At 24.5% G+C, this 16013-nt stretch carries 14 protein-coding genes; 12 read left to right on the forward strand and 2 right to left on the reverse strand.

Annotated features, from left to right (window positions below; all coding sequences use genetic code 11):
• The first annotated feature begins 56 nt into the window (after positions 1–56).
• The 10 genes from B0174_RS04135 (at position 57) to msrA (ending at position 11644) form a co-directional block, all read left to right on the forward strand.
• Entirely contained in the window at positions 57–2675 is a 2619-nt protein-coding gene (locus B0174_RS04135) for an ABC transporter substrate-binding protein (RefSeq protein WP_228156409.1), read from the forward strand.
• A gap of 63 nt (positions 2676–2738) precedes the next feature.
• Positions 2739–4010, forward strand: a complete 1272-nt coding sequence (gene bioA / locus B0174_RS04140; protein WP_108558391.1) for an adenosylmethionine--8-amino-7-oxononanoate transaminase — start codon at positions 2739–2741, stop codon at positions 4008–4010.
• Positions 4007–4663 (forward strand): NUDIX hydrolase, encoded by a 657-nt coding sequence (locus B0174_RS04145; RefSeq protein ID WP_108558392.1) that lies wholly within the window; start codon positions 4007–4009, stop codon positions 4661–4663. The genes bioA and B0174_RS04145 overlap by 4 nt, the downstream gene beginning before the upstream one ends.
• Before the next feature lies 1 nt (position 4664).
• Positions 4665–5279: a fumarylacetoacetate hydrolase family protein gene (locus B0174_RS04150; RefSeq protein WP_108558393.1), complete on the forward strand. Its 615-nt coding sequence runs from the start codon at positions 4665–4667 to the stop codon at positions 5277–5279.
• 57 nt (positions 5280–5336) lie between these two features.
• Complete coding sequence (locus B0174_RS04155; protein WP_108558394.1) at positions 5337–8492, forward strand: transporter substrate-binding domain-containing protein; 3156 nt, start codon at positions 5337–5339, stop codon at positions 8490–8492.
• Positions 8482–8892: a response regulator gene (locus B0174_RS04160; protein ID WP_108558395.1), complete on the forward strand. Its 411-nt coding sequence runs from the start codon at positions 8482–8484 to the stop codon at positions 8890–8892. Before B0174_RS04155 ends, B0174_RS04160 begins: the two co-directional genes overlap by 11 nt.
• A 3-nt stretch (positions 8893–8895) precedes the next feature.
• Entirely contained in the window at positions 8896–10038 is a 1143-nt protein-coding gene (locus B0174_RS04165) for a response regulator (protein ID WP_108558396.1), read from the forward strand.
• A 13-nt stretch (positions 10039–10051) separates the two neighbouring features.
• A complete protein-coding gene (locus B0174_RS04170; RefSeq protein WP_108558397.1) occupies positions 10052–10414 on the forward strand; it encodes a methionine-R-sulfoxide reductase in 363 nt (120 codons plus the stop codon).
• Positions 10411–11148: an NYN domain-containing protein gene (locus B0174_RS04175; protein ID WP_108558398.1), complete on the forward strand. Its 738-nt coding sequence runs from the start codon at positions 10411–10413 to the stop codon at positions 11146–11148. The genes B0174_RS04170 and B0174_RS04175 overlap by 4 nt, the downstream gene beginning before the upstream one ends.
• A 1-nt stretch (position 11149) precedes the next feature.
• Positions 11150–11644 (forward strand): peptide-methionine (S)-S-oxide reductase MsrA, encoded by a 495-nt coding sequence (gene msrA, locus B0174_RS04180; RefSeq protein ID WP_108558399.1) that lies wholly within the window; start codon positions 11150–11152, stop codon positions 11642–11644.
• Here msrA and B0174_RS04185 read toward each other — a convergent pair.
• Both B0174_RS04185 and B0174_RS04190 read right to left on the reverse strand, forming a co-directional pair.
• Positions 11641–11979 carry a hypothetical protein gene (locus tag B0174_RS04185; RefSeq protein ID WP_108558400.1) on the reverse strand — a complete coding sequence of 113 codons (339 nt, stop codon included), beginning with the start codon at positions 11977–11979 and terminating at the stop codon, positions 11641–11643. The two genes, msrA and B0174_RS04185, sit on opposite strands and share 4 nt — an antisense overlap.
• A 67-nt stretch (positions 11980–12046) precedes the next feature.
• On the reverse strand, positions 12047–12619 hold the full coding sequence (locus B0174_RS04190; RefSeq protein ID WP_108558401.1) for a ribonuclease HII: 573 nt from the start codon (positions 12617–12619) through the stop codon (positions 12047–12049).
• Between the two features lie 93 nt (positions 12620–12712).
• On the opposite strand from B0174_RS04190, the gene B0174_RS04195 reads away from it, so the two are divergent.
• Both B0174_RS04195 and B0174_RS04200 read left to right on the forward strand, forming a co-directional pair.
• Entirely contained in the window at positions 12713–13816 is a 1104-nt protein-coding gene (locus tag B0174_RS04195) for an ABC transporter substrate-binding protein (protein ID WP_108558402.1), read from the forward strand.
• Positions 13813–15936 (forward strand): ATP-binding protein, encoded by a 2124-nt coding sequence (locus B0174_RS04200; protein ID WP_108558403.1) that lies wholly within the window; start codon positions 13813–13815, stop codon positions 15934–15936. The genes B0174_RS04195 and B0174_RS04200 overlap by 4 nt, the downstream gene beginning before the upstream one ends.
• The last annotated feature ends 77 nt before the right edge of the window (positions 15937–16013 follow it).

The following is a 16013-nucleotide window of genomic DNA, read 5'->3' on the forward strand; positions in this document are numbered from 1 at the left end:
GATGTTATTTGAATAATTTTTTGCTATACTCTAACAATTTCATTTAGAGGTAAAGCTTGAATTATTCAAATAAAACTAAAATTCTACTACTACTTATAATTTTACTTTCTCAAACATTATTTGCAAAAGAGCTAAAAAAAGTTACTCTTCAATTATCTTGGTTAGACCAATTCCAATTTGCTGGATATTATATGGCAAAACAAAAAGGTTTTTATGAAGAATTAGGGCTTGATGTTGAAATAAAACCTTTTGAATTTGGTATTGATATTCCAAAAGAAGTAAATGATGGAAAAATAGATTTTGCAGTAGGGCGTGAAACTTTAATTTTAGAGCGAATAAAAAATCCAAATATAGTTGCTTTGTATGCTTTATTTCAATCTACACCTTTAATATTAATAAGTACAAAAGAATCAGGAATTAATAGTATAAATGATTTTTCCAATAAAAGAATAATGACAACTATTGATGATGCAAGTGAAGTTTCATTAAAAGCGATGATTGCCTCAAATAAAATAAAACTTGAAAATCTTACTTTTTTAAAACATACTCATAATATTGATGATTTAATAAATAAAAACACTGATGTTATTTCTGCATATATTTCAAAATCTCCATATATTTTGCAAGAAAAAGGCGTTGAATATAACATTTTTGACCCTAAAAAGTATAATTTTGATATGTATAGTGATATGTTATACACAAATCAAAATATTATAAATTATGATTTAAATACGGTTTTATTATTTAAAAAAGCTTCATTAAAAGGTTGGGAATATGCTTATTCAAATCTTGAAGAAAGTGTAGATGTAATATATGATAAATACAATACTCAAAATTTACAAAAAAATGAATTACTATATGAAGGAAAAGAGTTAAAAAAATTATCTTATTTTAAAACTTCAAATTTAGGTGAAATTAGAAAAGATAAAATTCAAAGAATTTATGATTTATATAATGTTATGGGATTAGTTCCAAAAGCTATAAATTTAGACAATTTTATTTTTGATATTAATAGTTTGAATGATTTTACTTTTTCGCAAGAAGAGAATAAATATATTGAGCAAAAAGATAATATAAAGATGTGTGTAATTCCAAATTCTATGCCATATAGTGATATAAAAGATGGTAAAGCTATAGGATTTGTTGCTGATTATATAAGTTTAATTGAAAAAAAGATAAAAAAACCAATAGTCTTGATTCCCACAAAAAGCTGGGCAGAATCTTTTGAGTTTGCAAAAGAGAGAAAATGTGATATTTTATCTTCTGCAATGTGGACAAAAGAGCGTGAAAATCAATTTACTTTTACAAAATCTTATATAGATATACCTTTTTTGCTTTTAACTAAAAATGGTAATTCTTTTATAAATAATTTATCAAGTATAAAAAATAAAAAAATTTCGATTGTTGAAGATTATGCAATTGTAGAAATATTGAAAAACAAATATAAAGACATAGAATTTGTAACTGTTAAGAATATAGATGAGGGATTAGAAAAAGTTTTAAGAAATGAAACTTTTGGTCATATAGATGCAATCTCAACAGCTTGGTATAAGTTGCAAACAAAATATTTAACACAACTTTCTATTTCTGCAAAATTAGATGAAGTTTCAAAATTTTCAATTGCTGTAAGAAGTGATGATAGTATTTTATACGAAATCTTGCAAAAAGCAGTTTTAAGTATTGATGATTTTGTAAAAGAGGAATTACTTAATAAATGGGTATCAGTTGAGTATAAAAAGGAGTTTGATTACTCTATTTTATGGAAAATTTTATTTGTTCTTCTTGTAATTATCATAGCTGTGGTTTATAAACAAATACTTTTAAGAAATGTAAATAACTCTTTAAAAGAAAAAGTAGAAGAAAAAACAAAAGAGTTAAGACAAATAAATAGTGAACTAGAAATTAGAATCAAAGAAGAAGTAGAAGAAAATTTGAAAAAAGACAGACTTTTATCTCAACAACAAAAAATGGTTTCAATGGGACAAATGATTGAAAATATAGCTCATCAATGGAGACAACCACTATCTTTGATTACAACGGGAGTAAGTGGAATTAAATTGAAAAAGCAGTTAAATGATTTGGATGATGATTTCTTTTATGATACTTTAGATTCAATTTTAAATACTTCGAAATATTTATCAAATACAATTGATGATTTTAGATATTTTTTTAAACCACAAAAAGAAAAAGAGATTTTTTATTTAGAAGAATGTTGTAGAAAAACTATAGACTTGATGAATCCAAATTTTTTGAATAAAAATATTCAAATAAATTATAAAATGGAAAATATTCAAATTTCAGGATATGAAACTGAATTAATTCAAGTTTTAATTAATATTTTAAATAATTCAAAAGATGCATTAGAACTTTTAAATGATGAGAAACTTATATTTATTGATATTTTTATGGAAAATGAAAAAGCTATTATTGAAATAAAAGATAATGCTGGTGGAATAAATGAAGAAATTATGGATAAAATTTTTGAACCTTATTTCACAACAAAACATCAATCTCAAGGAACAGGAATAGGTTTATTTATGTGTAAAGAGATAATAAATAAGCATATGAATGGACAAATGAATGTTTCAAATAAAAGTTTTGAATATAAAAATGAGATTTATAAAGGTACTTTAACTAGAATTACTTTAGAAAATATAGTAATAAAGGTTCAATAAACTTTATTTAGTATGTAATAATCTTTAGATATAATTGCCAATAAAATACAATTAGGAAAGCTATTGACTTGGTTAGAACTTGATAAAGAATATGTTTGGCATCCTTATAACTCACTTCCGTCTAAAACAAAAATATTACCCGTAATTTCTACAAATAAAACTTCAATTTTTTTAGAAACAGGAGAAGTTTTAATTGATGCCATGAGTTCGTGGTGGAGCGCAATTCATGGATATAATCACCCAAAATTAAATGATGCTTTAAAAAAACAAGTTGAAATTATGCCTCATATTATGTTTGGAGGACTAGCCCATGAACAAGCTAGTTTACTTTCTAAAAAACTAGTAGATTTAACAGGACTTCATAGTATTTTTTTATGTGATAGTGGCTCTGTTTCAGTTGAAGTTGCACTAAAAACTGCAATTCTTTATCAAAAAGCAAAAGGTTTAAAAAAATATAAATTTTTAGCTCTTGAACACTCTTATCATGGTGATACTTTAGGTGCTATGAGTGTTTGTGATCCACAAAATTCTATGCATAGTATTTATGGTTCATATATGAGTGAGCATATTTTCACAAAAGCTCCTAAATTAGGATTTTTTAGTAATTGTGAAGAAGAAATAAAAGTTTTAGAAGATAACTTTGAAAAATATCATAAAGAAATAGCAGGTTTTATTGTTGAACCAATTGTTCAAGGTGCTGGTGGAATGAGAATATACAACCCTCAATATCTAAAAAAAGCACGAGAATTATGTACAAAGTATGATGTGTTATTAATTGCAGATGAAATAGCAACAGGTTTTGGACATACAGGACTTATGTTTGCCTATGAACACGCAGATATTAAACCTGATATTCTAACCATTGGAAAAGGCTTAACAGGCGGTTATATGACAATGGCTGCTATGATTACTACAAGAAATGTAAGTGAAATTATATCAAACAGTGAAATTGGAGTGCTTATGCATGGACCAACTTTTATGGCAAACCCATTAGCTTGTAGTGTTGCAAATGCTAGTATTGATTTATTATTAGAATCAAACTGGCAGGAAAATGTAAAAAATATAGAATCTATATTTTCAGCTGAGTTAAAAGCTGCAAAAGAGTTAAAGTTAGTAAAAGATGTAAGAAATATTGGAGCTATTGGAATTATTGAATTAAAAGATGATAGTTATGCACAAGAAGTACAAGATTATTGTGTAAAAAATGGTGTTTGGATAAGACCATTTGGAAAACTGATTTATTCAATAGTTGCTTACACAATAAAAGAAGAAGATTTAAGAATAATAGTAAAAACAATGATAAATGCAATTAAAAATATAAAAGAAAAAAAATGAAAAAAGAAAATTTAAAAAAGTTAATATCAAACTTACCAAAACATCCAAATATTCTAGGAAGAGAAAGATTTTTCAATAGTGCGGTTTTAATTCCTCTTATAAAAATAAAAGGTGAATATCATTTATTATTTCAAAAAAGAGCAGCAAATATTAGACAAGGTGGAGATATTTGTTTTCCAGGTGGTGGCTTTGAAATAGGTGTTGATAAAAGTTTTAAAGATACAGCTTTAAGAGAAACTTTTGAAGAGCTAGGAATTAAGAAAAAAGATATAAAAGTTTTAGGACAACTGGATACTTATGTAGCTCCAATTGGTGCAATTATTGAATCTTTTGTTGCAAAGGTAAAGAAAAAAGCTTATAAAAATATGAATGTAGATTTTAATGAAGTTGAAAAAACTCTTCTTATTCCTCTTTCATTTTTTAAAGAACATGATGCACAAGAATATACTTTAGCTCAAGAAATTCAACCTTATAAAATTAATGAAAATGGTGAAAAAGAGATTTTCTTTCCAGTTGAAGAATTAGGACTTCCTGATGCTTATAAAAAACCATGGGGAAATAAAAGACATAAAGTTTGGGTTTATAAATATGAAGGTGATGTTATTTGGGGAATTACTTCTGTGATTATAAAAGATTTATTGGAAAAATATTAAAATGAATAAAATCTTATTTGAAAATAAAGAGATATTTCCATCAAAAGTTGTATGTATTGGACGAAACTATATTGAACATATAAAAGAGTTGAAAAATGAAGTTCCAGAAGATATGGTCTTTTTTATAAAACCAAATTCGGCAATTTCAAATAGATTAGTTTTTCCAAAAGAGCAAAAATCTTGTCATTATGAAGCTGAAATTTCATTTTTAATTGAAGACAATAAGATTATAGCTATTGGATTTGGACTTGATTTAACACTTAGAGAAATTCAAAGTAAATTGAAACAAAAAGGTCTTCCATGGGAGAGAGCAAAAGCTTTTGATGGTTCAGCTGTATTTTCTAAATTTATAAGTTTTAAAGAAGATATATCGAAATTAGGAATCGAACTTTATAAAAATGGTGAATTAAAACAAAAAGGCGATATTTCTATGATGATAAATAAACCTTTTTCAATTATAAAAGAAGCGAATACTTTTTTGAGTCTTGAAGATGGAGATATTTTGATGAGTGGAACACCAGCTGGTGTTGGCGAATTTAAAATAGGTGATATTTTTCTTGGGAAATTATTATTTGATAATAAAAATATTCTAGAAATGGAGTTTATTGTTAGTTAAAAAAAGAGTATTTTTTTATGTTATAATAATTAATATTAACTTTAAGTTAGGCTTAAGATGAAATATTTAATTATTCTAATTTTTTTTGTTTCTACACTTTTCTCAAATATACAAAATAATCAATCACTTTTTACTCAAGAAGAACTAGAATGGATAAAAAATAATCCAACTGTAAAAGTTGGAATTGATGCAAACTGGCCACCTTTTGAGTATATGAATGATAAAGGAGAATATCAAGGAATAGCTTCTGATTATTTAAATATACTTAGTAATTATACTGGCTTAAAATTTGAACTAAATGCAAGTGATTGGTATAGCGTAATCTCACAAATCAAAGATAAAAAATTAGATATGTTATCTTGTGTTGCAAAAACACAAGATAGAGAAGAATATTTAAATTATACAACTGCATTTTTAAATATTGATGTTGTTGTTATTGCAAAAAAAGAATTAAAAATCACAAACTTTGATGAAATAAAAAATTATACAGTTGCTGTTCAAAAAGGTAATTTTGTTTATGAAAAAGTAATAAAAAAATATCCCAATATAAAATTTGTTTTTGCCTCATCAAATAAAGAAGCATTTGATATGGTGTCTTATGGCAAAGCTGATATTTTTATTGGAAATATGCCTGTGTTTTCGTACTTTGTAGAAAAAGAAATGTATACAAATATTGAAGTTAAATTCAAAGCAGAATTTGACAAAATTGATTTATCAATGGCTGTTTTAAAAGAAAATAAAACTTTATTTAATATTATTCAAAAAGTTATGCCTTTAATTATTGAAGAAGAAAAAGAGAAAATAAATAAAAAATGGATATTTGAAACAGAAAAAGAAAAACAAGCAATTAATTTTACAAAAGAAGAAATAAAATGGATAAAAGAAAACCCAAAGATTAAAATTTCAGGAGATGCCTTTTGGCCTCCTTACTCTTTTTATGATGAAAATGCAAAGTATATAGGAATAATTCCTGATATTGTTGATGAAGTATTTAAGCATACTAGTTTTGATTTAGAATATATAAAAACTAATTCTTGGTCTGATACGATTAATTTAATAAAAGATAAAAAGATTGATTTAATTGATGCAATATCTTATTCTCCATCAAGAGGAGAATATTTGAATTTTTCTAATAAATATATCGGTGCTGAAATAGTAATAATTGCAAATAATAAAGAAAACAATTATATTAACTCTTTTAATAACATTATTGATAAAAATATAGCAAGTGTAAAAGGTTATTCAATAATAGAAGAGATAAAACGAGATTTTCCTCAAATTAAAAATATCAAAGAGTATGATAATTCATTGGAAGGTTTAAAAGAATTGTCAAATTCTCAGATTGATTATTTTATTTTAGATATTCCATCTTTTGAATTTTATAGTAAAAAATATGGTTTGAGTAATTTAAAAATCGTAGGACCAACAGGTTATAACTATAATTATGGCTTTGGTATAAATAAAGATAATCAGCAATTAGTTTCTATTTTAAATAAATTATTGAATAATATTTCAGTAGAAAAGAAAGATGAAATTTATAGAAAATGGATAAAAATAGATTATAAACAAAAGATTGATTATGACTTAATTTGGAAAATATTAAGTATTTCATTAATTATTTTATCTGTTATATTTTATTGGAATAGAAAACTAAAACAAGAGATTAGTGAAAAAGAAAAAATCCAAGAAAAGCTAGAATTAGAACAAAATAATATAAAAGCTTTAAATGAAGAGTTAAAAAAAGCAAAAGACATAGCAGAAAATATATCAAAACAAAAAAGTGAATTTTTAGCAAATATGAGTCATGAAATAAGAACGCCAATGAATTCAGTAATAGGTTTTACAGAAATTTTGGATAAAGAAATAACAAATCCTCTACATAAAGAGTATTTAGAGTCAATAAAAAAAGGTGGGAATGCGCTTTTACGAATTATAAATGATATTTTAGATTTATCAAAAATTGAAGCTGGAAAACTTGAAATAAGAAATGAATCACTAAATCCAACAAATATTTTTTTAGAAATTGAATCAATATTTCATGCAAAAATAATAAGTAAAAATATCATATTTATAGTTGATATTGATAAAACAATTCCTAAATATATAATAATTGATGGAGTTAGAATCCGACAAATTTTATTTAATCTAATTGGAAATGCAATTAAATTTACTCAAAATGGTTATATAAAACTAAAAGTTGAAAATGTTTATAAAGATAATATTAAAAGTAAAATCGACTTAATTTTTAGTGTTGAAGATACAGGAGTTGGAATAGATGAAAAGAACTTAGAAAGTATTTTTAATGCTTTTGAACAACAAGAAAATCAAGATGTTGCTAAATATGGGGGAACAGGATTAGGTTTGGCCATTTGTACAAAACTAGTTAAAATGATGAATGGAGAAATAAAAGTAGAAAGTAAAAGAAATAAAGGTTCAACTTTTACTGTAATTTTTAGAGATATTCCAGTCAGTGCCATCGAAGTTGAGGTAGTTTCTTCAAAACTAAAAGCTTCAAATATTGTATTTGAAAAAGCTGTTATACTTGTAGTTGATGATATTTTAGAAAATAGAAAGTTGGTACAAGCTAGTTTAAAAGATTTTGATATTGATTTAATAATGGCACAAAACGGTCAAGAAGCAATTGATTTATTAAAAAATGTAAATGTAAATTTGATATTAATGGATTTAAGAATGCCTGTTATGGATGGATATGAAGCAGCTACAATTATTAAAAGTGATGAGAGATTAAAAAATATTCCTTTGATTGCATTAACAGCTTCTGTTATGGGAAAAGATTTGGAAAAAGTATCAGAATTTGGTTTTGATGGATATTTAAGAAAACCAGTAATTATAGATGATTTGATTGAAGAATTAGCCAAATATTTAAAATATCATACTATTTATGAAGAGATAAAAGAAGAAAATAATTCAAGAATTATAGATTTAGAAAAATTAAAAATAGTAATTAATGAGTTAGAAAATGCTTTAAAACAAGAGTGGTTAGATATAAAAGATAAAGGAGATTTTTCTTTAATAGAAGAGTTTGCTTCAAAATTATGTGAATTAGCATTAAAAGAAGATATTTATTTATTAAAAGATTATTCTACTGAAATAATGAAAAATATAGAATCTTTTGATATAGAAAAAGTTGATTATTTAATGAATACATATTTAGAATTAATAGATAATTTAAAGGCTAAACTTGGAAACTGAAAGCAAAATTTTAATAGTAGATGATATATCAAAAAATATCCAAATGGCAATGAATATTTTAAAAAATGAAGGTTATAAGATGTTCTATGCTAAAAGTGGTGAAATGGCACTAAAGTTAGTAGATGAACATAATTTTGATTTGATATTATTGGATATAATGATGCCTGATATGAATGGTTTTGAGGTTTGTAGTAAATTAAAAAATGAAGCTAGAACTAAAAAAATCCCAGTAATATTTTTATCAGGAAAAGATTCTTCACAAGACATAGAACAAGCTTATGAATGTGGTGGAATTGATTATGTGGTAAAACCTTTTATTACAATAGAATTGATTACTAAAGTGAACTCTTATGTTAGATTAAAACAATTAGAAGATAAATTTGAGATTTGTAAAGGCTAAAATATGAATAAAAAATATGAAAATAAAATTTTATTAGTTGATGATGATCCTAAAAACTTACAAGTTGCAATGAATATTTTAAAAGATTATAATGTAATTTATGCACAAAGTGGAGAAAAAGCTTTAGAGTTATTGGATAAAAATAAATTTGATTTAATCTTACTCGATGTTGTAATGCCAATAATGGATGGATATTATGTTTGTTCAAAAATAAAAGATAATGAAAAAACAAAAAAAATTCCAATAATTTTTCTAACAGTAAAAGATGATGAAAAAGATATTGTAAAAGGGTTTGAATTAGGTGCTGTTGATTATATTGTAAAACCATTTTATAGTGAAGTTTTACTAAAAAGAGTTGAACTTCATCTAAAATTAGCAAGTGCTATGAATAAAATTGAACAAATGAATGTGAATTTAAATGAAATTGTAAATGAACAAGTAATGCAACTAAGACAAAAAGACGAGATAATTGTACAACAATCAAAAATAGGTGCAATGGCATCAATAATTGATGTTATATCTTTGCAATGGAAACAGCCTCTTGATAAAATAAAACTTTATTTACAATCGTTAGATTTAAGATTAGTAAATATAGATGAGTTTAAATCTGATGATATTTTCAGAAAAACTTTAGATGAAATAAATAAATTAGATGAAATTATGGATGATTTTCATAAATTTTTTAATAATCAGAAAAATAAAGAAGATGTAAATCTAAAAGTATCTTTAGATAATGCTATTTTTTCATTAAAAGATGAATTAAATGATTTTAATATAAATTTGAATATAAAAGGTGATAATTTATTATTATTAAATATTGTATTTGATGAAATAAAACATATTTTTCATAAATTAATATCTAAATCTATAGAAAATTTTAAAATAAGTACATCTTTAGAAAATAAACAAATAGATGTTGATTTTGAAGAAAAAAATGGAATAATTTATATTATTTATAGTGATAATGCAAATAATTATGATAAAAATCAGATGGAAAGATATTTTTCAACTTCAAGTTCTTTTAAATATAGTAATTTTGATTTTGGTTTTTATTTGGTAAAAGTATTTGTTGAGAAAAATTTTGGATTATTAAGTGTTGAAAAAACAGAAGATGGAATAAAATATATAATAAGATTTGATAAATAAAGGAAAATATATAATGAAATATAATGAATTAAATGATGAAGAAAAATATGTAATAGAAAATAAAGGAACAGAATATCCATTTTCAGGGAAATATGATGATTTTAATGAAAAAGGAATTTTTACTTGCAAAAAATGCGATGCACCACTTTATAAATCAGAAGATAAATTCAAATCAGGTTGTGGATGGCCAAGTTTTGATGATGAAATAAAAGGTGCTGTAAAAAGAGTTCCAGATAAAGATGGAAGAAGAGTAGAAATAGTTTGCTCAACTTGTGGAGCTCATTTAGGTCATGTTTTTGAGGGTGAAAGATTAACTTCAAAAGATACAAGACATTGTGTGAATTCTATTTCTTTAAACTTTGAGGCAAAAGCATGATTATCCCACAAATAAACATCGCAATGCTTATAGATTGTGATAATGTAAGTGCTAAATATATTGATAGTATCATAAATGATTTATCAAAATATGGAACTATAAATATCAGAAATGCTTACGGAAATTGGAAAGATAAAAGACTTCAAGGTTGGGAAGATATTTTACATAAATATAATATAAAACCAATCCAACAATTTGCCTACACAAAAGGTAAAAATGCAAGTGATATTGCAATGGTTATTGATATTATGGATTTATTATACACAAGAAACTTAGGAGCTTTAGCTCTTGTAACAAGTGATAGTGATTTTACTCCTGTGGTTTCGCGAATCTTATCAAATGGAATTACAGTTTATGGATATGGAGAAGAAAAAACTCCTGAATCATTTGTAAATGCTTGTTCTCAGTTTATTTATGTGGAAAAACTTTTTGATTATACAAAAGAAGATGTGGCAAGTCCAAGTTCAAATAATAGTAAACTAACAAAAGTACAATTAAGAAAAGATACAAAACTTGTAGCACTTTTAAGAAAAGCAGCGGAGCAAACCTCAGATGATAGTGGTTGGTCAAATATCGCAGCTGTTGGTTTATACATAAATCAAAACTCATCATTTTCTCCTATTAATTATGGATATAAAAAACTGGGTGAATTAATAAAAGCAACTGAATTATTTGATGTAAGAATATTAGGTGAAAATAAAACAGTTATGTTAATAAGAGATAATAGGAATTAAAATGCAAAATCAAAATATTAAAAAGGCATATTTTGCAGCTGGGTGTTTTTGGGGAGTTGAATATCATTTTGAAAAATTAAAAGGTGTAATTTCTGCAATTTCTGGTTATATGGGTGGACATATAGAAAATCCAAGTTATCAAATGGTATGTACTGGTTTCTCTGGTCATTTAGAAGTTGTTGAGGTTTCCTATGATGAAAATATTGTTTCTTTTGAAACATTAAGTAAATTATTTTTTGAAATTCATAACTTTACTCAAACAAACGGTCAAGGTCCTGATATTGGAAGTCAATATTTAAGTGCAATTTTTTATGTAAATGAAGAACAAAAAAACATAAGTGAAAAATTAATTTTAGAATTAGAAAATAAAGGTTTTAAAGTAGCTACCTCTTTATATGAATTGGTGCCATTTTATGAAGCGGAAGATTATCATCAAGATTACTATGAAAGACACCAAAAGGTGCCTTATTGTCATAGTTATAGAAAAATATTTTAAAGAGTTCCTAAAATATAATAGATATGTTTATTGTCTAATCTTTCAAGTTTTACATTGTATTTATCTGCCCAATGTAAAACTTCTTGATGAAATTCTTCTAAAATTTCAGTAGAATCATTCTCATCACATTTGATTTTTAAATGATTAGTTTTGTTAGATAGTCCTACATAAGCATTCATTTTTTTTAGGTGATCATTTAGTGTAAAAATATGTTTTGCAAATTTGTCAAAATTTGTTATTGACTCCATCATTTTTTCAGCTTGTTTTAGTGATGCTTCACTTTTTGAATATCCTAATTGAGATAATATAACTTCAGCAGATACTTCTAATTGCATTTTAATCCTTTTGTTTAATTATAATATATGTTATCAAAATTAGTTTGAATTATAAGTAAAAAAGCAATTAAAATAAACCTTTTTGAGTTCCAGTATTTTCTTCACCTAAAGCTTTTAATCTAAAAGTATATCTATGTTCACTACTTCTTCCAAATTGTTTTATGGCTTCAACATGAACCTTTGTTCCATAACCTTTATGCTTATGAAAATCATAATTTGGAAAATCTTTTGAGATATTTAACATATATCTATCTCGACTTACTTTTGCCAAAATTGAAGCAGCACTAACTTGTGGAACTGTTGCATCTGCTTTTATTTTACAAGCCAAATCCACTATTCCAAAGGTCGTATTCCCATCCATTAAAAAAGTATTACAATCATTTTTAAGATTTTCCATAATTTCCATAATAGAACTTTTAAGACAAAAACTTAAGCCTTTTTCATCAATTGTTTTTGCATTTGTAAAAATTATATGATATTTTGATTCTTTTATTATCTCTTCAAAAAGTTTTTCTCTTTTTTTTTCACTTAAAACTTTTGAATCATTTAATCCAACTATCTCTTTTTTTAATACTACACCTGCCACAACCAAAGGTCCAGCAAGTGGTCCTCTTCCTGCTTCATCAATACCACATAACATTCAAAATCCTCTAAAAATAATTATTAATTAAATTATAACATTTATATAAAAAGATTATATAATAAGATACAAAACTATTAAATTGGAATTTTTATGAAAAAACTTTATATCTTTCTTGTGATAGTTATATTAGGGTTAGTTTATTTTTTATATATTTTGAAAACATCGAAAGAAGTCATAAAAATAGGTTTTGTTGGAGCTTTGAGCGCAAAATATTCAGATTTGGGAAATCCTATGATGAATGGAATAATTTTAGCTTTTGAAGAAGAAAAGTATGAGATCAATGGAAAAAAAATCGAACTTATATTTAAAGATGATAAAAAAGATGAAGAAGTAAATAGACAAATTGTAAATGATTTTATAAGTCAAGGAATAAAAATTGTTATGGGGAATGTGACAAGTAGTATGTCAAAAATTTCCATGTCTATAATAAATAAACATAAAGATATGTTTATGATTTCAGCGGCATCTGCTAGTAACGAATTTTCAGGAATTGATGATCAGTTTTTCAGGGTTCATGTGGCAAATAATGAACAAAGATTTTCAACATTTACCAAATATATAAAAGATAATAATTTTAAAAAAATATATGGAATTTATGACCCTGGAAATATAACTTATACAAAGGATTATTTAGAGAATTTTGAAAAAAGCTTTATATCTAATGGTGGCGAGAATTTTATTAAATATGCAAAAACAGATGAAAATTTGGATGATTTAGTTTTTGATATAAATAATTCAAATCCAGATTTGATATTACTTTGTGCAAATTCAGTTGATGCTGCTAGAGTTGTTCAATATTTAAGAATGAAAGGTGTTCAAACTCAAATTGCTTCTTCAGAGTGGGGAATGACACCTGCTTTTATTGAAAATACTGGAAAATACAGCGAGGGTATTATTTTTAATATTGATTATGATGAAGATTCAAAAAGTGAAGATTTTATTAATTTCTCAAAAAAGTTTAGATTAAAATATCAGATGGAACCATCGTTATTTGCATCAAAAGGGTACGAGTTAGCAAGGATTGTTATTGAGCTTTTAAAAATGGGAGAACAAACTGAACTTAAAAGGAATTTATTAATTAAAAAAGAGTTTAAAGGTTTACAAGGGGATATTATTTTTGATAAATATGGCGATGTAATTAGAAAATTTAATACATTTAAAGTAATAAATGGAAAGTTTGAAAAAGTAGAATGAGAAAAGAAAAAAGTTTAAAAAAACAGATTTTAGTAATTTTAATATCATTTTCAATTTTTATTGCAATTAGTGTTGGTCTTATTGCTATGGGAAGTTTTTACTTTTCAAAATTAAATATTATTGAGCATAATCAAAAACAAGTTTTATTTCAAATTGAATCTGAAATGGATAAATTTTTATTAAAAATTTATAAAATATCTTCTTATATTAAAGATAATTATCCACAAGATAATAATTTATTAAAAAATATTGTTGATACAAATACAAATATTTCTAGTATTTTAGTCTTAAATAAAGATGGAATTATCGAAGATTTTTATGCATCAACAAATTTGAGAATTTATAGAGGCTTTGACTATTCAAATCAAGAATATTTTAAAAATATTAAGAATAATGATGATTATTGGTCAAATGTTTTTTTATCAACTATTGATGAAGAAGCAGCCATTTCTTATAGTTTTAAATTAGAAGATAAAGTAGTTGTTTTATTGGTACAATTAAAAGAAATTTCAGATTTTATCTCAAGATTTAAAAACCAAGATAATACTTATATGGTAAAAATCTTTGATAGTGGAGGAACTGTGATTATAAATCCAAGTAATCCAGATTTAGTTTTACAAAGATTTAATGAAAAGAGTCAAAAAGTATTTACAGAACTTATTGATGTTTTAAAACCTTATGAATTCAAAATATTTTATTCTGACTCTTTTTCAGAAGAACAGTATGGAACTTATACTTCTATTGAAAAAACAGGTTGGAAAATCGTTATAAGAGAGAGTTATGAATTAATATTACAATCTTTAAATAATATTATTTTTGGAATGATTTTTAGTATGGTTCTTTTTCTTAGTGTTTCAATATTTTTATCTTTAAAAATATCAAAAAGAATTTTTAAATCTTTTGATGATTTACAACAAACTACTGCAAGTATTGCAAATGGAAATTATAATATTAATATTAAAAAATCATATTACAATGAGTTTAATATTTTATTAAATAGTTTTAACAAAATGAAAATTGAAATAGATAAAAGAGAAGATTCGCTAGAAGCATCTTTGAGTAGTTTTAAATCTTTATTTAACTCAACAATGGAAGTTATTGTAATACATGATAGAGGAATATGTTTAGATGCGAACAATGTTGCTGTAAGATTTTTAGAATTAAATAGTAAAAGTGACTTAATTGGAAAAAACTTATTAGAATTTATTGACGATAAATATAAAGAATTATTAGTAAAAAATTACAAAAAAAATACTTTACCTTATGAATTTGATATTGTTGTAAGAGGAGAAAAACATACTTGTTTAGGACAAGGAAAGTTTATTATATTAAATAAAAAAATAGTAAAACTTTCAACAATTATTGATATAACAGAATTAAAAGCAAAAGACAGATTACTTTTTCAACAATCAAAAATGGCATCAATGGGAGAAATGATAGGGAATATCGCCCATCAATGGAGACAGCCTTTAAGTATGATTAGTACATGTGCTAGTGGTATAAAACTTGAAAAAGAGATTAATGAAATTAGTGATGAAAGATTATATGAATCATTAGATTTAATAGTTGAAAATACTCAATATTTATCAAAAACTATTGATGATTTTAGGAATTTTTTTAAAGCTGATAAAGTTATTGAAAATTTTTGTGTAAACGATAGTATTTTAAAAGTATTAAAACTTTTAAAATCAAGTTTACAAAATCATAATATTCAAGTTGAAACACACTTAAAAGGTGATTTAATAATAAATGGTTATCCAAATGAATTTTTACAAGTGTTAGTAAATATAATAAATAATGCAAAAGATGCTTTAATAATGCAAGATATAAATATAAGATTTATAAATATTAAAACTTGTATCAAAAATAAAGAGTGTATTATCGAAATAAATGATAATGGTGGAGGAGTTGATGAAACAATTATTTCAAAGATATTTGACCCATATTTTACAACAAAACACAAATCACAAGGAACAGGAATAGGACTTTATATGTCCCATCAAATAGTAGCTGAACACATGAAAGGGAGTATTTATGCTAAAAATATTGAATTTAAAAAAGATAAAGAAAATTATAATGGCTGCTCTTTAATAATTATTTTACCAATCGTTGAAAGTTAAAAATTAGAGGATTATATTATATAGCTTGACAAGCATTGACTCAAGTGCTATAATTTTATTAGCAATTAAAACCAAGG

The sequence above is a fragment of the Arcobacter caeni genome (genome assembly GCF_003063245.1).
Taxonomy (GTDB): domain Bacteria; phylum Campylobacterota; class Campylobacteria; order Campylobacterales; family Arcobacteraceae; genus Aliarcobacter; species Aliarcobacter caeni.